Here is a 23,715-nt window from a genome sequence, read left to right on the forward strand (position 1 = left end):
GGTTCGGGCAGCCGCCGGACGGTGCGTGCGGGAGGGAGCGGGTCATGGTCGGCGGCCGTCGTTTCCGCCCGGGCGGTGGCTTCGGCCGCCGGCTCGACGAGCACGAGGTCCGCGTCGGCGCGACGCCGCGCACCGAGCCGGCCGCACCGCCCAGCGACGGCCTGGTCGACAGCGCCGTCTACATCCGGGGGCACCGGTTCGCGTCGCCGGCCGGCCTCGCCGAGACGTACCGCTGCCTGCAGGAGCAGGACGGCGCGATGGCCTGGATCGGGTTGTACCGGCCCGACATCGACCAGATCACGTCGCTGGCCCGGGAGTTCCGGCTGCACGACCTGGCGGTGGAGGACGCGATCAACGCCCACCAGCGGCCCAAGCTGGAACGGTACGGACACACGCTCTTCGTGGTGCTGCGCGCGGCCCGCTACGACGACCAGCGGGAAGAGGTCGAGTTCTCCGAGCTGCACCTGTTCATCGGGCCCGGCTTCGTGATCACCGTCCGGCACGGTGAGGCGCCGGACCTGGCCGCGGTGCGGCGGCGGATGGAGACCGACGCGCAGATGCTCGCCCAGGGCCCGGAGGCGGTCCTGTACGCGATCCTCGACCAGGTGGTCGACGGCTACGCGCCGGTGGTGGCCGGGTTGGAGAACGACATCGACGAGATCGAGACCGAGGTCTTCGGCGGCGACCCGAACGCCAGCCGGCGCATCTACGGGCTCAGCCGCGAGGTCATCCAGTTCCAGCGGGCCGCCCGCCCGCTGCTCACCGTGCTCGACGCGCTGGCGGTCGGCGCCGGCAGCTACGGCACGGACGAGGAGCTGCGCCGCTACCTGCGGGACGTGACCGACCACCTCACCCAGGTGGTGGAGCGGGTGGACGGCTTCCGGCACCTGCTGCAGAACATCCTCACCGTCAATGCCACTCTCGTCTCGCAGCAGCAGAACGAGGAGATGCGCACCCTCACCGCGGCCAGTTACGCGCAGAACGAGGAGCTGAAGAAGGTCTCCTCCTGGGCGGCCATCCTGTTCGCACCCACGCTGATCGGCACGGTGTACGGAATGAACTTCGTACACATGCCGGAGCTGAACTGGCGCTACGGCTACCTGTTCGCGCTCCTGCTGATGGCCCTGGTCTGCGGCAGCCTCTACCTGATCTTCAAGCGGCGCGGCTGGCTCTGACCGGACGCCCGAGGGTCACTCGATGCCGCGCAGGATGTGCCGCTCGTCCTCGCTGTCGTCCTCGCCGGCGCCGATCCGGCCGAGCAGCACGGCAGCGGCCCAGATGGTCAGGGGCGTGGCCGCTCCGGTCATGCCGCCGCCGGTCCGGTCGTCCCGGGTCTGGCTCCGCTCCGTACGCGGTGGCCTGCGCTGAGCCTGCATGGGCACTGCCTCTCCTCGTCGAAGCCGCCCCGGGGCCGCGCGGCGTGCGCCCGCGCCTCCGGCCGGGCAACCCGCGGGTGGGCGGGTCGCCACCGGTACAGCAGCCATCTCGCACCATCCCACGCCCAGCCTCGTCCGCACCCCTTGTTTTCGGTTTCCCGACTGTCAACGACTCGGCGGCGGGTCAGGACAGTGGGTGGGCGATGCCGCGGGCGTGGTCGGTGAGCGCCGCGCCGACCACGGTCGCGGTCACCGGCAGCACCTCCAGGCAGCGGCGCACCGCGGCGGCCATCAGCGCGTTCGGCACCCGCATCGAGAGCGTGCAGTGTGGCACCCAGCGGCCCGGCTGGTAGTGCTCGACCAGGCTGATGCCGCCGGCGGCGAGCCGGTCGTGCACCAGCCGGTGGTGGGCCAGCAGCTCCGGGGTGACCGTCGGGCCGAGCCAGAGCACCCGGCCGACGAACTGCCCGGCATGCTGGAAGTCGAGGCGCAGCGGCGCCGCCACCACCGTGCCGCGCAGCGCCGCGGCGACCTGCTCGGGGTCGAGGCGGGGCGCCACGGCGAGCGAGACGTGCGGGCGGTGGCGCTGTTCCAGCAGCGACCGCATGCTCTGCACGCCCTCGGCCTCCAGCGCGTCCCAGAGCACCCGGATGCGTCGGGTGGCGTCCGGGTCCAGATACAGCTCCACCGCGGCGACCACGTGATCACCGTAACGGCAGAGGTTTGCCCGCCGGTCTCGGCGGTACCTGAACGGAAACAGACCAGGAGGCGTGGCCCGTGGACGTGAGTGACCTGCTGACGGAGGCGTACGACCGGCTGCCCGACCTCGTCCGCGCGGCGGTCGACGGCCTCAGCCCGGAGCAGCTGCGCTGGGCACCCGGCCCGGGAGCCAACACGATCGGCTGGCTGGTCTGGCATCTGACCCGGATCCAGGACGACCACGTGGCCGACGTGCTCGACACCGAGCAGGTCTGGGTGAGCGGCGACTGGGCGCGGCGGTTCGGGCTCACCGCCGACCCGCACGACACCGGTTACGGTCACTCGCCCGCCCAGGTCGCCGCCGTGCGGCCGGAGAGCGCGCAGGCCCTGATCGACTACTACCAGGCGGTCTCGGGGCGCACCCGCCAGTTCCTCGCCGGGCTGCGGCCGGCGGACCTGGACCGCGTGGTGGACGAGGCGTGGGACCCGCCGGTCACCCTCGGCGTCCGGCTGGTCAGCGTCGCCGAGGACGACCTGCAACACGTCGGCCAGGCCGGCTACGTGCGCGGGCTCATCGGGGCCGGCTGACCGGCCGCGTCCGTCGGGCCCCCGGGCACCCGGCGTCACCCCGTTCGGGTGAGCCGGTCTCACCCCGTCGCGGGCCATCCTCAGGGCAAGTGGGGGGAGGGGACGTGATGGGCGCGACGGTGGGGGAATATCTGCGACAGCTGGGCTCCGGCCGGCGTGCCGACCTGCCGGAGACGACCGCTGGGACCATGCGGCTGGACGCGCGGGAGGACGGCCACACCGAGCACTGGTACCTGACCATCGCCGACCAGCACGTGCGGGTGACCCAGTCGGGCGACGACGCGGATCTGGTCATCCGCGCCGCTCCGGCGGCCCTCGACCGGTTGGCGCGCGGGGAGACCCACGTGGCGGCGGCGCTGCTGCGCAACGAGCTGAGCGTGCAGGGCAAACTCCAGCTGCTGATGCTGCTGCGGCGCATCTTTCCCGGGCCGGCCGGTGCCCGGCATCCGCGCGAGCTCGGTCGGGCCGCGATGGCCGGGCGAGAGGGGCGCCGGTGAGCCGGGAAGGGGTGCACGTGATCGCCGGGAACGCCTTCGCGATCAGCGACGGGCGGGGCGACGTGGCGGAGGACCCGGGCACTCCGGTGGGGCTCTTCTCGTTCGACACCCGCTTCCTGTCCCGCTGGATACTCAGTGTCGGCGGGGAAGAGCTGAACGTGCTCTCCCGCGACGACATGACGTACTTCGAGACCCGGTTCTTCCTGGTGCCGGGCGCGGCGAGTCACTACGTCGACGCCGACGTGTCGGTGATCCGGCACCGCTCGATCAACGACAGCTTCAACGAGCGCATCACGTTGCTCAACCACTCCGCCCAGCCGGCCGAGTTCACCGTGCGGATGGACATGGGCAGCGACTTCGCCGACCTGGCCGACCTGGCCGACGTCGCCGCGGGCCGGGAGCTGCGACAGCGAGCCGTCGAGGTCACCGCCGACTCCGCGCGCAACCAGCTCGTACTGCGGTACGGGCGGGAGCGGTTCGTCCGCGAGACCGTCGTGAGCAGCACGGCTCCGGCCGATGTGGACGAGCGGGGAATGACGTTCCGGATCCGGATCGAGCCCGAGGGCACGTGGGAGACCGACCTGCAGGTCACCATGACCATCCGGGGCGAGGGCGGCCGGGACCTGCGCAACGACCTGGAGTCGCACCGGGAGCACGTACGCGGGGGGATGCGCGAGGAGCTGGCGGGCTGGCTGGATCGGGCCCCGGAGCTGGTGGCCGAACGGGAGAGCTTGGAGGAGATCTACCGGGGCAGCCTGGCCGACCTGGGGGCGCTGCGGTACATGCCGCTGTCGTACAACACGCGGGTGCCGGTGGGCGGCCTGCCGTGGGCGATGGGGCTGTGCGGGCGGGACAGCATCATGACCTGCCTGCAGACCATGGCGTTCACCCCCGAGCTGGCCCCCGCGACGCTGCGGTTGCTGGCGCTGTTGCAGGGCGGTCAGCTGGACGACGTACACGACGAGGAGCCGGGCAAGATCCTGGCGCAGCTCCGCTACGGCGAGTCGGCCGCGTTCGGCGACCGGCCGGACGCGCTGTACTACGGCGCGGCGGACACCACCCCGCTGTTCGTCGTCCTGCTCGACGAGTACGAGCGCTGGTCCGGCGACGCGGACCTGGTCCGCGAGCTGCACCACGCGGCCCGGATGGCACTGGACTGGATCGACGAGTACGGCGACATGACCGGAGACGGGTACCTGCGCTACCAGCGCCGCAACGAGCGGCACGGCGTGATCAACCAGAGCTGGAAGAACTCTCCGGACGCGATCACCGACGCGTGCGGGTGGCAGCCGGCGCTTCCCCGGGCCACCTGCGAGTTGCAGGGCTACGCGTACGACGCGAAACGGCGCGGCGCGCGGCTCGCCCGCACGTTCTGGGATGACCCGGTGTACGCCGACCGGCTGGACCGGGAGGCGGCGGAGCTGAAGGACCGGTTCAACCGGGACTTCTGGTTGCCGGAACGGGAGTACTACGCGCTGGCGCTGGGGCCGCACGGCGAGCCGGTCGATGCGCTGTCGTCCAACATCGGGCACCTGCTGTGGAGCGGGATCGTCGCGGACGACCGCGCCGAGGCGGTCGCCGAGCACCTGGTCGGGCCGCGGCTGTTCAGCGGTTGGGGAGTGCGCACCTTCGCCAAGGGACAGCGGCCGTACAACCCGGTGGGCTCACACCTGGGGGCGGTGTGGCCGTCGGACAACGCCCTGATCGCCGCCGGGCTGCGGCACTACCGCTTCGACGCGCAGGCGGCCCGGATCGCGGCCGGCATCTTCGACGCGGCGCAGACGCTGGGCGGGCCGGTGCCGGAGCTGATCGCCGGCTACGAGCGCCGCCTGACGAAGTACCCCGTCCAGCTGCCCTCGGCCGGTCGCCCGCAGTCGTGGTCCTCGGGCGCGCTGCTGATGCTGCTGGGCACCCTGCTGGGGCTGCGGCCCACCGGCGAGAACCTGCTGGTCAATCCGGCCCTGCCAGCGGGCTTCGGCAGGATCGAGCTGCTGGACATCCCGGGCCGGTGGGGTCTGTCCGACGCGTACGCCGGGGACCGCTCCACCGCCGGCAGCGACCGCCGCCGACTTCGGTGACCGGGAAGACCGCGTCACGGTACGCCGTCGGCGGTGACACCGACGTCCTGGTCACTGTGTGCGGCGGGGGTGGGTGGGGTGGGGGTACGGCGGCGGGAGAGCGTGCGGTCGATGCCGACGAAGAGCAGGCCGAGCAGCCAGAACGCGATGGCGAAGAAGAGGGCGCTCACCGCCACCCCGGCGTAGCCCAGCTCGCCCGCGTCCAGGAACGGGTACGGGTACCCGTGCACGACCAGCCCTCGTAGCAGGGCGAAACCGAGGTAGCCCAGCGGAAACGCCAGCCACCAGGCCGCGTACCGGAGGCGCAGCCGGCCGCGTTGGTCGAACAGCACCCAGTCGGCGACCGCCAGCAGTGGCACCACCGTGTGCAGCAGCTGATTGCCGAGCGCCTCGCCGACGGTCCGGTCCGGCTGGGCCATCGCGAACGGACTGGCGGGGTTGGCCAGCACCAGGTGGTAGACCACGCCGGTGATGGTGATGTAGAGGGTGACCGCGCCGCGGAGCGTCGGCGGCGGGTCGGGTCGGTCCCGCCACGCGCTGAGGCCGGCGTACGCCGCGAGAGCGCCGACCGCGACGTTGCTCTGGATGGTGAAGTACGGCAGCAGCCCGGTGACGGTGGCCGGGCCGAGCGCGGTGAGCACGACGCCGGCCAGCACGCCGAGTACCAGCACCAGGCGCAGGAGCGCCGCCGCGTGTCGCCGCCGCAGACTCATCGGGGCAAGCTATCAGTCCACCGGCGGCCGGCGCTGTGGTGGACGGACGGACCGAACGGCACGCCGTGCGAGGGCCTGGGGCGTCGTCAGCGTGTGCGCCGGCTGGTCGGTTCGGTGGGCCGCTCGGGCGTGGCGGGCCGGCGGTCGGCCGGTGCGGTGCGGTCGGGCCCGCCAGCGGTGGGCGGGTGGTCCTGCGGGCCGGACGGATGGTCCTGCGGGCCGGACGGGTGTGGGCGCCCGGGTGTGGTGCCGGGCCGCCCGGCGGTGGCCCCGCCCGGCGTGGTTCGGACGGTCAGGAGCCGCGCGCAGTAGCCGGGCACCGCCTGCCGGTCACCGGCGGCGGTTATCAACTCGGAGAAGACCGGGTTGTCGAGGGCCCGGCCGCGGCCGTCCCCGGAGACGGACCGGAACGCCCGGCACAGGGCCGTCGTCCCGGCGGAGACGGAGGCGGGCGGCACGATCCCGCTCGTGGCGTGTGCGCCCGACGTGACCTGCCCACCGGTGGCCGGTGCGGTCGCGGCGGGTGGACCGGCGGGCACCGGCGGGGTGGCCGTGGGCGGATGCGACGGTCGGGGCGCGGAACCGGTGCCGGCGGCCAGCGCCACGCCGCCGGTGGCGGCGAGGGCCAGGGCCGCCACGGCCGCCCTGCCACCGAAAGCGGCGAGGGTGCGGGAGCGGCGGGCGGGCGGGCGGGGAACGGCCAGCGGGTCGCTGCCTGCGGCGTGCCGGATGGGCTTCGCGTGCACGCGGCTCTGCCGCTCACGGTGGAAGGCCCGCACGGCGACGCCCTCGCCGGCCAGTTCGGCGGGGCTGGGCGCGGCGCGTACGGCGGTCAGCAGCAGCACGACCGGCCGTGGGCCTGCTGATGGCACTACGGCCCCGCCGAGCAGCCGCTCGGCGGTCTCCTGGTCGATCCGGTCTGCGTTCATCTCGTGTCCCTCAGCGCCGCTCACCTGCGCGATGTCACATCCGGCACGCAGGGCGGGCTGTGACATCGGGTGGTGGACGGTGGGGACGCCGGCGGACGCTCGGGCCCGGTCAGCCCATGGTCTTGGTGCCGTCGATCGCCTCGCGCAGGATGTCGGCATGCCCGGCGTGCTGAGACGTCTCGGCGATCAGGTGCAGCAGCACCCGGCGGACCGTCCAGCTCGCTCCCGGCTCGAACCAGGGCGCCTGCGGCAGCGGGTGCGCCGCGTCCAGGTCGAGGGTGGCGATCAGACCGTCGGTGTGGTCGGCAACCTGCCGGAACCGCTCGATCAACCCGGCGAGGGTCTCGCCCGGCGCCATCCGGAACTGGCCGACCCAGTCGACCTCCTCGCGCTGCATCGCCTCGGCGCCGCCCACCGCGAAGAGCATCCACCGCTGCTCGGTGCCGGCCACGTGCTTGATGAGGCCGCCGAGGCAGAGCTCGCTGACCGTGGTGCAGGTGGCCGCCTGCTCGTCGGTCAGCCCATCGACGGTCTGCAGGAGAAAGCCCCGGTGTCGGCGCAGCGTCTGCAGCAGGTCGGCCCGCTCGCTGGTGAGCTGCTCGGTGCTGGTCATGGTGCCGCCCTTCGTCGATGTCCGCTCGGCGCCAGCGTAGGACGTGGCACTGACACTTCTCCGGCTCGACACGACGGCGGTGCGGGCCGCCAGCGGTTGCCGATCCGCGCGTCGGGCGGTCCACTGAATGACATGGGTGTGATTAAGGTGGGCACGTCGTCCTGGGCCGACCAGTCGCTGCTGCGCTCCGGGTGGTACCCGCGCTCGGCCAACACCCCGGCCGGCCGCCTCGGTTTCTACGCCGGGCGGTTTCCTCTGGTCGAGGTGGACACCTCCTACTACGCGATCCCGGCGCCGGAGACCACCCAGGGCTGGGTCGACGCCACGCCGGCCGAGTTCACGTTCGACGTCAAGGCGTTCAGCCTCTTCACCGGTCACCCGACGCCGCTCGCCGCGCTGCCCCGCGACCTGCGTCCGGCCGCCGGCCCCAGCCGGGTCCGTCGCCGCGACCTGCCGGAGCGGGCGTACGACGAGCTGTGGTCCCGGTTCCGGGCGGCGCTGGACCCGATCGCGGCGGCCGGCAAGCTCGGTGTGCTGCTGTTGCAGTTCCCGCCGTGGCTGGCGCGCGGCGCCGCCGCCGAACGCCGGATCGTCGAACTGGCACAGCGGTGCCGGCCGTGGCGGGTGGCCGTGGAGCTGCGGCACGCGTCCTGGTTCGACGGCCCGGCGGCACCGGACACTCTGGACCTGCTGCGCTCGCACGACCTCTCGTACGTCTGCGTCGACATGCCGCAGGGGCACCCGTCGTCGGTGCCGCCCATCCTGACCACCACGGCGGAGCCGGCGATCGTCCGGTTTCACGGTCACAGCGACGCCTGGCGCGACGGCGACAAGCAGGACAAGTTCCGCTACGCGTACGCCGAGGAGGAGCTACGGCACTGGGCCGGGCTGCTGGCCGGGCTGGCCGGCCCGGCTGACGAACTGCACGTGCTGTTCAACAACTGCTGCGCTGGTCAGGCCCAGCGCGACGCCACCCTCCTGGCGCGGCTGCTCACCGAGACGATGATCGGCCCGGAGCGCCGGCCCGTGCCGGCCCGCGCCACGCCGACCGGCTGACGGTCCCGCGTCCGGCGCGCGGGTCCCCGCCCGGTGGTGCCGCTAGGAGCGGCGTCCCCGGGTGCGCAGAGCGTCCTCGGACCGCTCGTTGATGTCGGCATCGTCGGGGAAGGACCGGTGGCCGGGTGCCGGGTCCGGGGGCGCACCGGGTCCGGCAGCCGGGGTGCGGGTCGGTTCCACCGAGCCGAAGCCGTGCCGACCGGCCGGGCCGGACCGGCCCGCCGGGGCGCCCGCGCGGCGCTCCCCGCGCCGCCCCTCGGGCACCGCCGTCTCCTCGCTGCCCTCGTCCATCGGCGAGTCCTCGTCCGCGCCCCAGGGCGGCTCGGCGTCGAAGCCGTCCTCGGTCTTCCACGGCTGGACCGCCTCCGGCTCCAACCGGTCGCCGCTGCCACTGGGTCCCTTGTGCGCCGTCATGGCCACCTCGCTCATCGGGTCCACCGCTACCGGCGGACGACTGCCCTCCCCGGGCCGGTCCGGCCTGCCCGGCCGCACGCCGTACCCCGTCGTGCGGGCGGGCGCAGAGCCGGCCGCCGCCCCGCCGTCGAGGTGCCGGCGGGACGCCGGCCAGCCCGGCGCTCAGCGCCCGGCCATCGCCATCTGCCGCTTGCCAGCGCCCATGCCCGCCATCTTGGCCATCCCCTTCGGGGCGCTGGCCAACATGCCGGCCCGGCCGAGCATCCCCCGGAACACCTGCCCCGGCTTCTGCTGCTCACCCATGTACGCGGTCACCACGACCAGCGTCCCGGTCAGCGCCGGGATGGCCCACTGGAGCAGCTTCATCTGCCGCTGCGAGGCGGCCACGTTGGCCGGCGTCTGGTGATTCGGCTCGGTGGCGCCGTTCACCGGTGGGCTGCCGGCCTTCTCCAGCCGCATGCCGAGCAACCGGCTGTAGCCGGTCACCGCGAGGGCCCCGATCGTCAACGCCGTCTTGATGGTGCTGGCCCGGGCCACCCCGGCCTGAGTGGCCACCCGTGGGCTCTCCGTCACCAGCTCACCGACCGCCCCGGCCAGGTGGGCGCCGATCGCGGCCGCGTTGACCGGGGTCCACTTGGACCATCCGGCCGAGGCGACCGGAAGCCGCTGGGTGGAGTCACTGATCTTCGCCGCTGCGCCGTTGACGCCGAGCGCTCCCATGAGGGAGCCGCCGAACCAGGCCGCCAGGCCCAGATCGTGCATCGAGCGCAGAGCGGTATGCCGTTCGGACATCTGATCCCCTTCCGCCGTGTCGGGCGATGCGGCTTACCCGCCGCCCCGGCGGCTAACCCCGCCCCTGGCCGGTCGATTCGCGCCGCATCCGGCACTCCGGAGACATCCGGGCCGCGCGGTGCCGCATCGTCGCCGGCAGGAGTCGTTCGGTCCGTGGTGGGTAGCTCTCGACGGACGCTGAAGGAGAGGGGAACGGGATGTCGCAGCCCGAGGAGAGCCGGGAGAAGACCGCACGTACCGACGCGGTGCTCATGCACCCGGACAACGACCCGCACAAGAACACCGCGGAGGTCCCGCCGCGCAAGGAGCACGGCCAGGTCCGGGTCGAGCGCGACGGCGACCTGGTGCCGCTGGACCAGGAGGAGTGAGCGGGCCGGCCGGGCCGTGCGGCGGCCGGCCGGTGCCTCTCAGCGGGCCGGCAGGTCGCCGGCGAAGCGGGCGACCCGCCGTGCCAGCGGCGTGCCCGCGCGGACCCAGCTGAAGTGGTCCAGCGCCGAGCCGGCCTGCGCCACCGTGTACCGCTCCCGGGTCAGCGGCGCCGCGGCGAGCTTCGCGCACAGGTGGTCCATGGTCTGGTGTGGCGTGTACTGGTCGTCGTCCACACTGACCGCCAGCACCGGGGTCCGTACCGCGCGTACGGCCGCCTCGGTGTCCGTGCCGTCCAGCCGGGGGAAACGGCCGGTCCGGGCGGTGTACGCCCAGTCCCGGATCACCCCGGAGGCCTGCCGGCCGCCGAAACCCCAGCCCGGCCAGACCCCGAGCAGCGCCGCGGTCGCGGCGATCCCCTGGGTGTACGGCAGCACCCCGATGCCGCGCCGGCCCGGATAGCTCCGCCAGTAGGGGATGCCGACCGCCACCAGCGCCAGCCCGTCCACCGCGTCAGCACCGTGCAGGGCGAGGTGCAGCAGCGCGGCCTGCCCGCCGAGCGAGTGCCCCAGCAGCAGCCGGGTACGCCCGTCCAGCCGTGACTTGAGCGCGGCCAGCACGGCGCCAACGTCGCCGGCCAGCTCGCTGTAGCCGTGCCGGTCCGCCCGGCTCGGCGCGGGGGTGCTCGTCCCGGTGCCGCGCAGGTCGGCGACGACGACCGCCAGCCCGGCGGCACGCAGCGCGGCGGCGAACGGCCGGTAGTAGCGGGCGCGGACCCCCATCGCCGGCCAGATCAGCACCATCGGCGCTCCCGCCGGTCCCGCCGGCTCCGGATAGACCTGCACGCCGAGCCGACCACCGTCGACCTCGACGAATTCCTGCGCGTACTCCGGGTCCCCGTTCACCAGGCCAGCTTACGGGCCGACGTTACCGGCGGGTAGCCCGTCGGTGTCGGGCGACAGCCGGCTCCGGCGTGGCCGGACGCGACGGAGGCCCCGCCGGGTGGCGGGGCCTCCGGGTGACGGCTTCGGTCAGGAGACGGAGATCGTCCCGTTGCTGGCCCGCACGCAGGCCACCGCACGGGCGCTGGTGGTGGCGGCGCCACTGAGGCACTGGCCGAGCACCTGGTGCCCGGTGGCGTTCGGGTGCCACGACTCCTGGCAGGTCTGGAAGTAGCTGACGCAGGTGTTGGCGATCCGCTGGATGGCGATCTTGTCCTTGCCGGAGAGGCTGGTGACGAACGTGCCGTTCGGGCTGTCCTGCAACCGGATCGGGGTGGCCAGCGCGCCGGTCGGGCTGGTCGACGACTCGCAGAGCCGGGCGCCGTCGAAGGCCCGCTGCACGTTGAGGTAGACCAGGTCGGCGGCGGGGAACTCGGCGGCCAGGGTGTCCCGGGTGGACTTCACGATCGTGCCCAGGCCCTGCGAGAAGCGGTGCCCGGGCGCGAGGCTGGCCCGGTGGATCGGGCAACCGGCCGCGTACCGCTCGGCGCCCAGGTCGCGGAACTTGTCCCGGGTGTCGTCCCGGCCGTCCTCCTCGTGGTACGCCGGGTCCAGATCCAACGGCAGCGGGTTGGTGTAGTCCTGGAAGACGACCCGGTGCTGACCGTCCGCGTCCACCTGGTCGAGGGTGGTCAGCAGTTGGCGTACCGCGGCAGTGGTCTCCGCGGTGGCGGCGCTGAGCTGCGCGGCGGTGGCCAGGTCGGCGTCCGTGCACGGCTTCTGCTCCACCGGGCCGCCCAGGTACGCCCAGAACTCCCACCAGCCCGTCCAGGCGTCGGCGATGAACCGGTTGGCGCACTTCTCCGCCACGCTGCCGAAGGTGAACGAGCTGTTGTTCGAACCCAGGCCGATCAGCACCAGGTCGATGTCCTGGGTCTGCGCGACGGCGCGCAGCTGGTCGAGCTGCGCGGCCACCGTGCGGCCGTTGGCGCGGGCGCTCGACGCGGTGGCGATGTCGTGGGGCTGGCCGCCGGAGCAGGCCAGGTTGAACCGGTTCTGGATGCCCGGCAGGGTGGCCTGGTTCAGCGAGGCGTTCGCCGAGCGGTGGCAGAAGAACGCGTTGTTGTTCGGCGCCGTCCAGCCGGGGAAGCCCTGGGCGACACCGTTGACATCGACGACGGGGGTGTACGCCCCGGCGCCCTCGCCGCTGATGAAGCTGTCGCCGAGCGCCACCGCGGCGGTGGGCAGCGCGGCGGACGCGGGGGCGGGCAGCGCGACGGCGGTCGACAGCGCGGCCGTGACGATCGTGAGTGCCGCGGCGAGCGCGGTACGCCGGAACCTGGGCATGGGGCTCCCATCCATCGAAAGATGAAAGATTCTCTGAGAGCGCGATCAGATCACCCCGGCGCGACGGGCGTCAATGGCCCGTAACATCATCGTTCGATGAAAGACACGTCCGTGTGGGTGGGCCGTTCGGGGGTCCACCTGTCAGCGGCGATGCTGGTGACGCCGGGAGCGCGGGCCGATAGCGTCCGGCCGCTGCCCTACTTCGACCCGTACGCCGTCGGGTGTCAGCCCCGCGAGCGGGTCTTCCCCGGTCGGACCGCGACACGGGCACTCCACGACGGGCAGAGCGGCAACTACCCGGTGGTGGCGGACCTACCGGTCGGGCTGCCGGCGCCGTCTCAGCAGGGCCGCGCCGAAGGCGTTCAGACCGACACCCCAGATCAGGAGGACGGTCAGCCACTGTGCCCACCGCAGGACGCTCATCTCGCCGGAGAGCAGGTGACGCACGCTGCCGTACGGGGTGAGCCAGGCCTGGGCGGGCCGGAGGGCGTCCACGGCGCCCAGCAGCCCGAACAGGCCCAACGGCAGGACGATGGTGGCGAGGAACGCCACGACCGCCGAGCGCAGCAGCAGGCCCAGCCCGGTGCCCACCAGCCCGGCGACGACCTGCACCAGCACGCTGCCCACCGCGACCGTGCCGGCGTGCCGCCACGGCTCGTCGGCGACGTCCGCCGGGGTGAGGGCGAGCGTCGCGGCGCAGATCAGCACTCCGCCGACGCCGATGACGACGGCCGGCAGCCCCACCGCCAGCACGGTGGGGAAGACCCGGACGGCGTCGGGCGCCCGCCGCAGGTCGCGCACCAGCAGGATGCCGAAGAGCGGCGTCACGACCGACATCAGGCTCTGCACCGTGTCGGAGAGTGCGGCGAACGTCCGGTCGGCAGGTGCCGCCGCCGCGGTCAGCGCCACGGCGGCGAGCAGCCCCGCCAGCAGGGTGCCCGCGAGCAGCCACCGCCGGGCCCGTGTGCCGATGGCGCGCCGGAGAGCGCCGCGAGTCGTGTCGTCCACCGCGCGCTGCTCGTCGGCGCGGCCGGCGGCCAACGACGGGGCGGCCAACCGCCCGGTCGCCTCGTGCCCGTCCATGTCGGCTCCCACCCCGCGCCGGCGCGTGCCGGACGCGATCGCCGGTCAGTTTAGCGGCCGAACAGCCGCTGTGTGATCCCGTGATCACCGACCGGTGCCCGGCTCGGGAGGACGCGGGCTGTTCGTTCGCTCACGTCCGACGGTCGCCGCGCGGCGGGTCGCGTAGGTCCTCCAGGAGTTGTCCCAGCCTCGGGCTAGGCTCGCTGCGGCGCGCCACGCCGGCTGATCTCGCCGGTGACCGGCAGCACACCGCCGAGACCGGGGAGTACGACCAGTTGACCGCAGAGCCTGACACCCTGTACGGGGCCGATGACCTCACCCACCTTGAGGGGCTGGACGCTGTCCGCAAGCGGCCCGGCATGTACATCGGTTCCACCGACAGCCGTGGCGTGGGTCACCTCGTCAACGAGATCCTCGACAACTCCACCGACGAGGGTGTCGCCGGTCACGCCACCAGCGTCGAGGTGACACTGCACGCCGACGGCTCCGTCCAGGTCGACGACGACGGCCGGGGCATCCCCACCGACGTGCACGCCAAGTCCGGCATCTCCGGCGTGGAGCTGGTGCTCACCCGGCTGCACGCGGGCGGCAAGTTCGGCGGCTCCGGCTACAAGACATCCGGCGGCCTGCACGGTGTGGGCGCTTCCGCGGTCAACGCGCTGTCCCACCGGTTCGACGTGACCGTCCGCCGGGCCGGCAAGATCCACTCGATGTCCTTCCGGCACGGCGTGCCGGGGATCTTCGACGGCGACGGGCCGGACGCGCCGTTCACCGCCGGCCCCGGGCTCCAGGTGGTCGGCGCGATGAAGCGCCGGCAGTCCACCGGCACCTCGATCCGCTGGTGGCACGACGCCCGTTACTTCGAGACCGGCGCGGCACTCGACGTCGACGCGGTCCGGATGAAGCTGCGCAACACCGCGTTCCTGGTCCCCGGCGTGGCGTACCTGCTGCGTGACCTGACCGGTGAGACTCCCACCGAGGAGCGGTTCCACTACCCCAACGGGCTCAGCGACATGGTCGAGTTTCTCGCCCCGGCCGGCGACCGGCCGGTCTCCGGCACCCTGCTGGTCAACGGCGAGGGGACGTACCGGGAGAACGCCGCCGACGCCAACGGCGTCATGCAGTCCAACGTGCAGCGCCGCGCCGAGGTCGAGGTGGCGTTCCGCTGGGGCACCGGCTACGAGCGCACCGTCGAGTGCTTCACCAACACCATCCGCAACGCCCACGGCGGCACGCACCGCAAGGGTTTCGAGCGGGCCCTGGCGCGCACCCTGGCCGACGCCGTCCGCAACACCCGCGGGCTGCTCAAGGCCAAGGAGGAGCCGCCCACTCTGGACGACGTCCTGGAGGGGATGACGGCGGTGGTGCACGTGCGGATCCCCGAGCCGCAGTTCACCTCGCAGACCAAGGACGAGCTGTCCACCACCGGCATCACCAAGGTGATCCACACCCTGGTCGAGGCGCACCTCAAGGCGTGGCTGGAGGACCGGCGCACCAAGGCCGAGGCACGCACCGTCCTGCAGAAGATCGTCGACGCGGCGCGGGTCCGGCTCACCCAGAAGCAGCAGAAGGACGCCGCCCGGCGCAAGACCGCCCTGGAGGGCGCGTCCATGCCGCCGAAGCTGGTCGACTGCCGCGCCACCGGCATCGACCGCAGCGAGCTGTTCATCGTCGAGGGCGACAGCGCCCTGGGCACGAGCCGGATGGCCCGCTCCTCGGAATACCAGGCGCTGCTGCCGATCCGGGGCAAGATCCTCAATGTGCAGAAGGCGAACCTCCAGCAGGTACTTGACAACGCCGAGTGCGCGGCGATCGTCCAGGTGCTCGGCGCCGGCTCGGGGCGTACCTTCGACCTCTCCGCACTGCGCTACGGCCGGGTGCTGATCATGGCCGACGCGGACGTGGACGGCGCGCACATCCGCACGCTGCTGATCACCCTCTTCGCCCGGTACATGCGCCCGCTGATCGAGGCCGGCCGGCTCTACGCCGCGATGCCGCCCCTGCACAAGATCACCACCAAGGGGCGCAACCCGCAGACCACCTACACCTACACCCAGGCCGAGATGGAGGCGACGGTCCGCAAGCTGGAGAAGGCCGGCAAGCAGATCGTCACGCCCATCCCACGGTTCAAGGGCCTCGGTGAGATGAACGCCGACGAGCTGTGGGACACCACCATGAACCCGGCCACCCGCGCCGTCCGCCGGATCACCCTCGACGACGTGGACGCCGCCGAGCGGATCCTCGAACTGCTGATGGGGGAGAAGGTCGAGCCGCGCCGCAACTGGCTGATCGACTCGGCTGACCGGGTCGACCGCGAGGCGATCGACGCGTGAGCGAGCGGCAGCGAAGCGGAGCGACGGCATGAGCACGCGCACGGTCCGAGGGGAAAGTTGAGTCATGGCACGCCGTAAGGAAAACAAGGTCGATCTCTCCTCGTTCGACCAGGCCGGTGCGCGGGTCTTCGACAATCCACTGGTCACCGAGGTCTCCGACTCCTATCTGGAGTACGCGTTCTCGGTCATCCACTCCCGCGCCCTGCCCGATGCCCGCGACGGCCTCAAGCCCGTGCACCGGCGCATCCTCTGGTCGATGTACGAGCAGGGCTACCGGCCCGACCGGGGTCACGTGAAGTCCGCCCGCATCGTGGGCGACACAATGGGCAAGTACCATCCACACGGGGACACGGCGATCTACGACGCGATGGTCCGCCTCGCGCAGGACTTCTCGCTCAACGTGCCGCTGATCGACGGGCACGGCAACTTCGGCTCCCCGGACGACGGCCCGGCGGCGGCGCGCTACACCGAAGCGCGGATGTCACGCGAGGCGATGCTGCTCGTCGGCGAGCTCGGCGAGGACACCGTCGACGTCGAGCCCAACTACGACGGGTCGCTGACCCAGCCGACCGTGCTGCCGGCGGCCTTCCCCAACCTGCTCGTCAACGGCGCGTCCGGGATCGCGGTCGGGATGGCCACCAACATGATCCCGCACAACCTGGCCGAGGTGGTCACCGCCGCCCGCTGGCTCATCAACCACCCGGACGCCACTCTGGACAAGCTCATGGAGTTCGTCCCCGGCCCCGACCTGCCCACCGGTGGCGTGCTGCTCGGCCTGGACGAGGTGCGCCGGGCGTACGAGACCGGGCGCGGCGTGGTGCGGATGCGCGGCAAGGTGGAGATCGGCCCGATCGAGGGCAGTCGCGGGCGCCAGGGGATCACCGTGGTCGAGCTGCCGTACGGCGTCGGCGCCGAGAAGGTCATCGCGGCGATCACCAACGAGGTCACCAAGACCAAGCGGCTGACCGGCATCGCCGACGTGAAGGACCTCACCGACCGGGAGAGCGGCACCCGGCTGGTCATCGAGTGCAAGGTCGGGGTCAACCCGCAGGCGCTGCTCGCCGACCTCTACCGGCTCACCCCGCTGGAGCAGTCGTTCGGCGTCAACAACCTGGTCCTGGTGGACGGGCAGCCCCGCACCCTCGGGCTGAAGGCGCTGCTGGAGGTGTTCCTGGCCCACCGGTACGAGGTGGTCACCCGGCGCAGCTCGTACCGCCGCCGCAAGCGTCAGGAGCGGCTGCACCTGGTCGACGGTCTGCTGATCGCACTGCTGGACATCGACCGGGTGGTCCGGCTGATCCGGGGCAGCGACGACGCGCAGGCCGCCAAGGACGGGCTGATGAGCCAGTTCGGCCTCTCCGACATCCAGGCCACCTACATCCTGGACACTCCGCTGCGCCGCCTGACCAAGTACGACCGGATCGAGCTGGAGGCCGAGCAGGAGCGGCTGCGCGGCGAGATCGCCGAGTTGTCCACCATCCTCGACGACGAGCGGGTGCTCAAGAAGCTGGTCTCCGACGAGCTGGCGGCCGTGGTCAAGCAGTTCGGCAGCGAACGGCGCACCACGCTGGTCGACGGCGACCTCAAGGAGGTGCTGGCCGCGTCCGCGCCGGCCGGGCCGCTGGAGGTCGCGGACGACCCGTGTCAGGTGATCCTCTCCGCGACCGGGCTGGTCGCCCGGACCGCGGCCGAGTCGGAGGAGAGCGCCGAGGGGCGTCGCCGCAACGGCCGGGTCAAGCACGACACGGTCCGCGCGATCGTGCACTCCACCGCCCGTGGTCGGGTGCTGCTGGTGACGAGCGCCGGTCGAGCCTTCAAGATCGACGTTCTGCCGCTGCCGGTGCTGCCGGAGCAGGCCGGCACGGTGTCGCTGCGGGGCGGCATGTCCGCCGCCGAGCTGGTGCCGCTGGAGGCGGGGGAGACGGTGGTCGGCCTGGCCCCGCTCGGTGGGCCGGCGGACGGTTCGCCGGGGCTGGCGCTCGGCACCCGGCAGGGCGTGGTGAAGGTCTGCGCGCCGGAGTGGCCGGTGCGGTCCGACGAGTTCGAGGTGATCGGCCTGCGCGACGGCGACGAGGTGGTCGGGGCGACCTGGCTGACCGACGGTGCCGAGACGCTGACGTTCGTCACCTCGGAGGCGTCGCTGCTGCGCTTCGCCGCCGGGCTGGTGCGCCCGCAGGGCCTCAAGGGTGGCGGCATGGCCGGTATCAACCTGCCGGCCGGGGCGCGGGTGGTCTTCTTCGGCGCGGTGCGCACCGACGATCCGGGGCACGGCGAGCCGATGGTGGTCACCTCGACCGGGGCGACGGTCAAGGTGACGCCGTTCAAGGCGTACCCGGCGAAGGGGCGGGCGACCGGCGGCGTGCGCGCCCACCGCTTCCTCAAGGACGAGACGGACGTGGCGGTCGCCTGGGTGGGGCCGCGGCCGGTCGGTGCGACCGGCACCGGCGAACCGGTCGAGCTGCCCGCCGCCGACCCGCGCCGCGACGGCTCCGGCTTCGCGGTCATGCTCGGCCCAACCGTGGTGGGCCACCTCATCGAACGCGACTGACCCCCCGAACCCCCGCCCTGGCTTCGTTGATCAGGAAGTTGTTGCGGCGACACGCCGACGTTGCCGGCAACACCTTCATGATCGACGGGGCTCGGGGGTCGGGGCTCGGGGGTCAGGCGACGTTGATGGGGCGGAACTGGACGCTGACCCGGGGGCCGACGGGGCGGGTGGTCTTCGGGATGGCGTGTTCCCATGTGCGTTGGCAGGAGCCGCCCATCACGATCAGGTCGCCGTGACCTACGGGGAAGCGCAGGCTGTCGCCGCCGCCGCGGGGGCGCAGCAGCAGCGGCCGGGGCGACCCGAACGAGACGATCGCGACGACGGTGTCGGTGTGGGCGGAGCGGCCGATGGTGTCGCCGTGCCAGGCCACGCTGTCGCGCCCGGACCGGTAGAGGCACATGCCGGCGGTGACGAACGGCTCGCCCAGCTCGGGGGCGTAGTGCCGGGTCAGCGCCGCCCGTGCCGCGGTGAGCACCGGGTGCGGCAGTTGCCGGTCGCCGTCGTACCAGCAGAGCAGGCGGGGCACGTCGACCTCGCTGTCGTACATGGTGCGCCGCTCGGCCCGCCAGGGCACCTCGGTGAGCAGGGTGTCGAGGACCGTGTCGGAGCCCCGCACCCAGCCGGGGAGGTGGTCGACCCAGGCGCCCCGGGTGAGCTGGTGCCGGCGGATCTGACCGGCCAGTGGCCCCAGGGTCGGGCCGGCGTCGGCCAGGTCGAGCATCGACGGCTGGTAGGCGGCCTGCGTCATGGGCCCACCCTAGCAGCACTTTCGTACACCCGTGCCAATGCGGGGTGTGGGTCAGTGGGTAATGGTGGCGGGGCGTACGGCGTCGAACACCGCGTCCACGACCCGGGCCCGGCCCCGCCCGTCGACGGTGGACCAGGCCCGCGCGGCCAGTGCCGTCCGTCGCTGCGGGGAACTGAGCAGCCCGTGCAGGGTCCGCGCGGCCGTCGCGCGGGCGGCCCGCCCGGCGACGCCGGCGGCGGTCAGCTCCGGCAGTTCACCGAGGCCGCCGGCCAGACCGTGCCGCACCACCCGGGCGTACGACTCGCGCTGGTTGTCCACCACGCAGACCAGCGCGGAGGGTGCGCCGAGGCAGCAGAGTTCCCAGGTGGACGTGCCGGCGGCGCTGACCACCAGGTCGGCCTCGGTGATCAGTGTCGGCAGCGAGCCGGTGGGTGCGACCGGTCGGAGGATCTGCCCGCGTCCGGGGGTGATCTCCTCCAGCTCCGTCTCGATCTCCGGTCGGCCGACGACGACCGTGAGGTCCATCGGATGGCCGGTGGCCAGCAGCACCCGGGTCAGCACCGGGGCCGCGCCGACGGCGTCGGTGCCGCCGAAGAAGGCCAGCACCCGGGGCCGGCTGACCGCCGTGGCGGGCCGGGGCGCCGCCGGGCGGGCGGCCACCACCGAGTCGCGCAGCAGGGCGTACCCGCTGCCGGCGAGCAGCCGTCCGGGCAGCGCCGAAGCCTGCGCTCCGAAGTTCTGGTCGAGGTAGAGGTCGGCGTCCTGGCCCCGGCTGTCCCCGTCGATCACGGCGAGGGTGAACACTCCGGCTGCCCGCAGCGCGCCGGCGCCGGCCGGGTCCAGCTCGTAGGAGTCGAGGACCAGCACGTCCAGCTCGTGGCGGCGGGCCGCGTCGACCAGTTCGGCCGGGGAATCCGGGCCCGGATGCAGGGGGATGCCCCGCGCGGCCAGCTCCGCGGTGGCCCAGGCGAGGCGTTCGACCGCGCCGAACACCGCGACGTGGGCGCCCCGAGCCTGGAACTCCTCGGCGAGCGCGAGGCAGCGGACGAGGTGGCCGACGCCGCGCCGCGGCCCGGCGTCGCAGCGCAGTCCGACCCGTAGCGTGCTCAGGACTCCTCCAGCCGCTTCTGCCGGACGTCGGCGTTGAGGGCGCGCAGCCGGGGCTGCCCGTCGAGCCAGTCGGCGAGCTTGGCCAGCGGCACGCTGACGTCGCCGAAGTGGTCGGTCACCGCGCGGACCAGCGCCCAGTCCTGCTCGGTGTCGAGGGTCAGGCGCAGCGCCGACCGGTCCGGCGTGAGCGTCACCCCGAGCACCCGGAACAGCTCCGGATGGGTGTACGCGTACGAGGTCACGTGCACCCGGTGGTGACCGGTGGCGAGCCGGTCCAGGGTGCGCAGCGTCTCCGCGCGGATGATCTCGACGTCCAGCCCCCGGGGCAGGGTGCGGGCGATCGACGTGCTCGCGTAGTCCAGCCCGGGCACCGCCCGGTAAACCGAGGCGACCAGCGTGATGATCTCCGGGTCGAGCAGCGGGCAGTCGGCGGTGAACCGCATGACCGCGTCGCCCGGGTGTGCGGCCAGCGCGCCCACGAACCGGTCCAGCACGTCGTCGACCGGCCCGCGGTGGCAGGGCACGCCGAGGCGTGCGCACTCGGCCACGACCTCGTCGTCGACCGGGTCGGTGCTGGTCGCGACCACCAGGTCGGCGAGGACGCCGCTGTCCCGGGCGGCGCGCACCACCCGGCCCAGCACGGACCGCCCGGCGAGCGGGCGGAGCACCTTGCCGGGCAGCCGGGACGACCCCATCCGGGCCTGCACGATCCCCACGATCCGTGGCCCGGCGGCTGCTCCCGTGCCCTCCGTCGGCACCGGGCCGCCCGCCACCACGTCGGTGCGGGCGGCGTCCGCGCTGTCGTGACCGTTCACTGCTGCTCCTCCTGCTTCGGGGCGAGCGCCATGCGAGCCCGGCGCTTGGCGGCGCGGGCGCCCCGCTTCGCCAGCCGGGCCGGGGTGATGGCGAGTCGGCCCACCCGGTAGCTGAGGGACCCGCTGAGCAGGCCGATCGTCGCGTCCGCCCGGCGCAACGCCCGTTCCCGCGAGGTGAGCAGCTCGTCGGTCCACTTGGTCAGTGCGGCGAGCCGGCTGATCTCCTCGCGCTGGCGCAGCCATGCCTCCCGCAGCTGCTGGTAGCTGCGGGCGCCGACCGGCGGGTCGGTCTGTTCGACGGCGCGCAGCTCGGCGGCGAGGCTCACCCGGGCGTTGTTGTCCAGCCCGTGCAGCGCCGCGGTGATCGCCGCCTCGGCGTCCACCGCCTGCGCCACGGTCTCCCGGTCCAGGTCGTGGCCGGCGAGCCCGCCGAGCACGACGGTCAGACCCGCCACGTCGAGGGTGGACGACCACGGATGGGCGTACCCGCCGGTGAGCAGGCCCGCCGCGAAGCGCCACAGCCCGCGTGCCAGCACCACGTCGCCGGGCAGCGCGTCGGTGGCCCGCCAGCTCGGGTCGAGCACCGCGTAGCGGTCGCCGTCGACCACCACGTTGTCGGTGCTGGCCAGCGCCGCCGCGCCGGCGATCCGGCCGTCGGGGCCGGCCTGGTCGGCGAGCCAGCCCGCGTACCCGTGCAGCAGCGTGCGCAGCGTCCCCAGGTCGCGGCGCAGCGCGGCGTCCAGCAGCAGGGTCCGCAGCAGCCGCCCGGCGGGCACCGGCCCGGTCAGCGCGCCCGGGTCCCGGTACGCGGGCTCCCGGCTGGCGAACGGCGCGGCGGCCGGCACGACCGCACTGGTCGGCGTGGCGAGCCCCCACTGCCAGCCGGCCGGGCCGTCGAGCACCTCGAGCACGCCGATCCCGGGTTGCCCGGTCTGCACCAGGGCCACCGGCAGGTCTCCGCCGACGGTCGGCGTGGCCCGGTTCTCGGGGCCTGCGGGCCGGAGGGCCAGCATCAGCCAGCCCGGCGCGAGGTCGGCGGCGCGCCCGGCGTGCAGCGCGTCCACCGCCAGCCGGGCCGGGTCCTGGAGCACCGTCGCGGTGGCGAAGCCCCCGGCGCACGCGCCGTGCAGCACCGCGTCGAACAGCCCGGAGTCGGCGCCCCGGTCGAGCCGGTCCGCGTCGAGCAGCGCCGTCGCGGTGCTGGTGTCGGGGTAGCCGGCCCAGCAGGCGGTCGGCCGCAACCCGGCGTTGGTGAGCCGCTCGCGCAGCTGGTCACGGTTGGCGGGATGAGCGCGGTCCAGCACTCCGCCGATCGTCCAGGCGGAGTCGTCCCGGCCCGCGTACCAGGGCGTCGTGGAGACCAGCCGGTGCAGGCCGAGCGGGTTGTCCAGGCGCAGCAGCAGCGCGCCCCCCGGGCGTACCGCGGCGACCAGGCGCGCCAGCACGCCGTCCCAGCCGAGCCGGGCGCCCTCCACCGACTCCACCGAGTCCAGCCCGGCGGCGGCGATGACCACGTCGTACGTCTCGCCGGCGGGCAGCCCTGCCGGGCCGCCCACCACGACACGCGCGGCCCGCTGGGCCAGCGCCACCGCGTCCGGGTGGCTGCGCAGCAGGCAGGTCACCTCGGCGTGGGCCAGTCGGTCGAGCAGCGCCGGGTCGTGCGGCCCGGCGAGCAGGACCCGGGCTCCGGCCGGAACGATCCGGGCGGCCAGCGCGGCCAGGGGACCACCGTCGGCCAACCGCTCCTCCGGCAGGTCGGACCAGGCCAGCATCTCGCCGCCCGGCAGGGTGATCCGGCCGGCGGGTGCCGTCTCAGTCGTCACGGTCTTCCTCTTCCTCCTGAAGGTTCGCCCAACCGAGCAGCTCGCGCAGCTCGGCCGGCGTGCAGCGGTGGTCGATGCCCAGTTCGGCGCGGGCGATCCCGACCGCGGTGGGCAGGTCGACCGCGGCGCCGTGCAGCTCCGGCCACTGCCGTCGGATGCGGGCGGTCCCGCCGAAGGTCGGGTCCTCGTTGGACAGGATCATCGGGTCGCCGTAGACCGCCGGTTCGCAGCCGGCCGCGATGCCGTAGAAGATCGCGCTGGTCAGCCGGTTGGATGCTACCCGGCGGTGCCGGCGCAGCTCGGTCAGTTGCTTGTCGAGGAACTCCGGGTCGGTGTCCTTCCACCAGTGCCCCCGGTAGCCGTGGCAGATCACCCGGAACCCGGCGCGCTCGTAGAGCCGGCGGACATGGCGCATGCCGTACTCGTGCCAGTAGAGGCAGACCGTGACCGGGCCGGGCTCGGTGTCCCGGATGCGGGCGATCAACTCCCGGTGGTCGCCCTTGACGTGCTGGCCCTCCCAGCCGTGGAACGGGTACCAGATGGTGCCCTCCCGCTCCTCGACCGGTGGCTCCTCGGGCCGCATCGCCAGCAGGTAGACGAACGGGGCGCCGATGACGACAACGTTGCGTCGCCCCACCGACCAGGCCCGGCGACGGGTCTGCTCCGACCAGAGCAGGCTCGGGGTGCGGTCGGCGTACGGGTGGCCGGGGGCCAGGCCGTCGCCGATGTTCCAGCCGTGCTGCACGTACCCGTTGATCCGCGGCGGGTGCCGGTCGCCGAGGCCGGCGTAGCGGGCCAGCACGTGCGCGTGGCCGTAGAAGTGGTTCGCGTGGTGCATCAGGATCC

General features: G+C 73.5%; 23 protein-coding genes. 8 read left to right on the forward strand and 15 right to left on the reverse strand.

All coding sequences use genetic code 11. From position 1 onward, the window contains the following. Positions 1 to 44 precede the first annotated feature (44 nt). Complete coding sequence (gene corA, locus AB0K07_RS08585; protein ID WP_363752119.1) at positions 45 to 1,175, forward strand: magnesium/cobalt transporter CorA; 1,131 nt, start codon at positions 45 to 47, stop codon at positions 1,173 to 1,175. A gap of 15 nt (positions 1,176 to 1,190) precedes the next feature. Here the strand turns inward: corA and AB0K07_RS08590 are convergent, their stop codons facing one another. Both AB0K07_RS08590 and AB0K07_RS08595 read right to left on the reverse strand, forming a co-directional pair. Continuing rightward, on the reverse strand, positions 1,191 to 1,382 hold the full coding sequence (locus AB0K07_RS08590; RefSeq protein ID WP_328425564.1) for a hypothetical protein: 192 nt from the start codon (positions 1,380 to 1,382) through the stop codon (positions 1,191 to 1,193). A gap of 178 nt (positions 1,383 to 1,560) precedes the next feature. Beyond that, positions 1,561 to 2,076, reverse strand: coding sequence for a 2'-5' RNA ligase family protein (locus tag AB0K07_RS08595; protein WP_363752122.1), 516 nt, complete (start codon positions 2,074 to 2,076; stop codon positions 1,561 to 1,563). 77 nt (positions 2,077 to 2,153) lie between these two features. Between AB0K07_RS08595 and AB0K07_RS08600 the strand changes: the two genes are divergently transcribed. The 3 genes from AB0K07_RS08600 (at position 2,154) to AB0K07_RS08610 (ending at position 5,238) form a co-directional block, all read left to right on the forward strand. After that, a complete protein-coding gene (locus tag AB0K07_RS08600; protein WP_363752124.1) occupies positions 2,154 to 2,663 on the forward strand; it encodes a DUF664 domain-containing protein in 510 nt (169 codons plus the stop codon). Positions 2,664 to 2,770: 107 nt separating this feature from the next. After that, complete coding sequence (locus AB0K07_RS08605) at positions 2,771 to 3,160, forward strand: SCP2 sterol-binding domain-containing protein (protein ID WP_363752791.1); 390 nt, start codon at positions 2,771 to 2,773, stop codon at positions 3,158 to 3,160. After that, positions 3,157 to 5,238, forward strand: coding sequence for a glycogen debranching N-terminal domain-containing protein (locus tag AB0K07_RS08610; protein WP_363752126.1), 2,082 nt, complete (start codon positions 3,157 to 3,159; stop codon positions 5,236 to 5,238). The genes AB0K07_RS08605 and AB0K07_RS08610 overlap by 4 nt, the downstream gene beginning before the upstream one ends. Positions 5,239 to 5,252: 14 nt before the next feature. On the opposite strand, the gene AB0K07_RS08615 is transcribed toward AB0K07_RS08610, so the two are convergent. From AB0K07_RS08615 to AB0K07_RS08625, 3 genes are all read right to left on the reverse strand, one after another. Continuing rightward, positions 5,253 to 5,951 (reverse strand): Pr6Pr family membrane protein, encoded by a 699-nt coding sequence (locus tag AB0K07_RS08615; protein WP_363752128.1) that lies wholly within the window; start codon positions 5,949 to 5,951, stop codon positions 5,253 to 5,255. 86 nt (positions 5,952 to 6,037) lie between these two features. Then, positions 6,038 to 6,880: a hypothetical protein gene (locus tag AB0K07_RS08620; RefSeq protein ID WP_363752130.1), complete on the reverse strand. Its 843-nt coding sequence runs from the start codon at positions 6,878 to 6,880 to the stop codon at positions 6,038 to 6,040. Between the two features lie 109 nt (positions 6,881 to 6,989). Further along, positions 6,990 to 7,493 carry a DinB family protein gene (locus AB0K07_RS08625; RefSeq protein WP_363752132.1) on the reverse strand — a complete coding sequence of 168 codons (504 nt, stop codon included), beginning with the start codon at positions 7,491 to 7,493 and terminating at the stop codon, positions 6,990 to 6,992. A 132-nt stretch (positions 7,494 to 7,625) separates the two neighbouring features. Between AB0K07_RS08625 and AB0K07_RS08630 the strand changes: the two genes are divergently transcribed. Beyond that, positions 7,626 to 8,549: a DUF72 domain-containing protein gene (locus AB0K07_RS08630; protein ID WP_363752134.1), complete on the forward strand. Its 924-nt coding sequence runs from the start codon at positions 7,626 to 7,628 to the stop codon at positions 8,547 to 8,549. Between the two features lie 42 nt (positions 8,550 to 8,591). Here AB0K07_RS08630 and AB0K07_RS08635 read toward each other — a convergent pair whose 3' ends face one another. Beyond that, positions 8,592 to 8,978: a hypothetical protein gene (locus AB0K07_RS08635; protein WP_363752136.1), complete on the reverse strand. Its 387-nt coding sequence runs from the start codon at positions 8,976 to 8,978 to the stop codon at positions 8,592 to 8,594. 147 nt (positions 8,979 to 9,125) lie between these two features. Beyond that, positions 9,126 to 9,755: a hypothetical protein gene (locus AB0K07_RS08640; protein ID WP_363752138.1), complete on the reverse strand. Its 630-nt coding sequence runs from the start codon at positions 9,753 to 9,755 to the stop codon at positions 9,126 to 9,128. Positions 9,756 to 9,952: 197 nt separating this feature from the next. Here AB0K07_RS08640 and AB0K07_RS08645 point away from each other — a divergent pair, with 197 nt between their 5' ends. Beyond that, positions 9,953 to 10,123: a hypothetical protein gene (locus AB0K07_RS08645; RefSeq protein WP_363752140.1), complete on the forward strand. Its 171-nt coding sequence runs from the start codon at positions 9,953 to 9,955 to the stop codon at positions 10,121 to 10,123. A 39-nt stretch (positions 10,124 to 10,162) separates the two neighbouring features. Here AB0K07_RS08645 and AB0K07_RS08650 read toward each other — a convergent pair whose 3' ends face one another. The 3 genes from AB0K07_RS08650 to AB0K07_RS08660 all read right to left on the reverse strand — a co-directional run bounded on the left by AB0K07_RS08650 (position 10,163) and on the right by AB0K07_RS08660 (position 13,492). After that, positions 10,163 to 11,026: an alpha/beta fold hydrolase gene (locus AB0K07_RS08650; protein WP_363752142.1), complete on the reverse strand. Its 864-nt coding sequence runs from the start codon at positions 11,024 to 11,026 to the stop codon at positions 10,163 to 10,165. A gap of 126 nt (positions 11,027 to 11,152) precedes the next feature. Next, positions 11,153 to 12,409, reverse strand: a complete 1,257-nt coding sequence (locus tag AB0K07_RS08655) for a hypothetical protein (RefSeq protein WP_363752145.1) — start codon at positions 12,407 to 12,409, stop codon at positions 11,153 to 11,155. 312 nt (positions 12,410 to 12,721) lie between these two features. Continuing rightward, positions 12,722 to 13,492 carry a hypothetical protein gene (locus AB0K07_RS08660; RefSeq protein ID WP_363752147.1) on the reverse strand — a complete coding sequence of 257 codons (771 nt, stop codon included), beginning with the start codon at positions 13,490 to 13,492 and terminating at the stop codon, positions 12,722 to 12,724. Between the two features lie 203 nt (positions 13,493 to 13,695). On the opposite strand from AB0K07_RS08660, the gene AB0K07_RS08665 reads away from it, so the two are divergent. After that, a complete protein-coding gene (locus AB0K07_RS08665; protein ID WP_363752793.1) occupies positions 13,696 to 15,825 on the forward strand; it encodes a DNA topoisomerase IV subunit B in 2,130 nt (709 codons plus the stop codon). Positions 15,826 to 15,889: 64 nt separating this feature from the next. Beyond that, positions 15,890 to 18,373: a DNA topoisomerase IV subunit A gene (locus tag AB0K07_RS08670; RefSeq protein WP_363752149.1), complete on the forward strand. Its 2,484-nt coding sequence runs from the start codon at positions 15,890 to 15,892 to the stop codon at positions 18,371 to 18,373. 112 nt (positions 18,374 to 18,485) lie between these two features. On the opposite strand, the gene AB0K07_RS08675 is transcribed toward AB0K07_RS08670, so the two are convergent. The 5 genes from AB0K07_RS08675 to AB0K07_RS08695 all read right to left on the reverse strand — a co-directional run bounded on the left by AB0K07_RS08675 (position 18,486) and on the right by AB0K07_RS08695 (position 23,707). Then, positions 18,486 to 19,121, reverse strand: coding sequence for an alpha-ketoglutarate-dependent dioxygenase AlkB (locus AB0K07_RS08675; RefSeq protein WP_363752151.1), 636 nt, complete (start codon positions 19,119 to 19,121; stop codon positions 18,486 to 18,488). A 51-nt stretch (positions 19,122 to 19,172) separates the two neighbouring features. Then, positions 19,173 to 20,231 carry a spore coat protein gene (locus AB0K07_RS08680; RefSeq protein WP_363752795.1) on the reverse strand — a complete coding sequence of 353 codons (1,059 nt, stop codon included), beginning with the start codon at positions 20,229 to 20,231 and terminating at the stop codon, positions 19,173 to 19,175. Further along, entirely contained in the window at positions 20,228 to 20,950 is a 723-nt protein-coding gene (locus AB0K07_RS08685; protein WP_363752797.1) for a glycosyltransferase family protein, read from the reverse strand. The genes AB0K07_RS08680 and AB0K07_RS08685 overlap by 4 nt, the downstream gene beginning before the upstream one ends. A gap of 92 nt (positions 20,951 to 21,042) precedes the next feature. After that, positions 21,043 to 22,869, reverse strand: coding sequence for a class I SAM-dependent methyltransferase (locus tag AB0K07_RS08690; protein ID WP_363752153.1), 1,827 nt, complete (start codon positions 22,867 to 22,869; stop codon positions 21,043 to 21,045). Continuing rightward, positions 22,859 to 23,707, reverse strand: coding sequence for a hypothetical protein (locus AB0K07_RS08695; RefSeq protein ID WP_363752155.1), 849 nt, complete (start codon positions 23,705 to 23,707; stop codon positions 22,859 to 22,861). Before AB0K07_RS08695 ends, AB0K07_RS08690 begins: the two co-directional genes overlap by 11 nt. Positions 23,708 to 23,715 lie beyond the last annotated feature (8 nt).

Source organism: Micromonospora sp. NPDC049301, from assembly GCF_040678715.1.
GTDB lineage: Bacteria > Actinomycetota > Actinomycetes > Mycobacteriales > Micromonosporaceae > Micromonospora.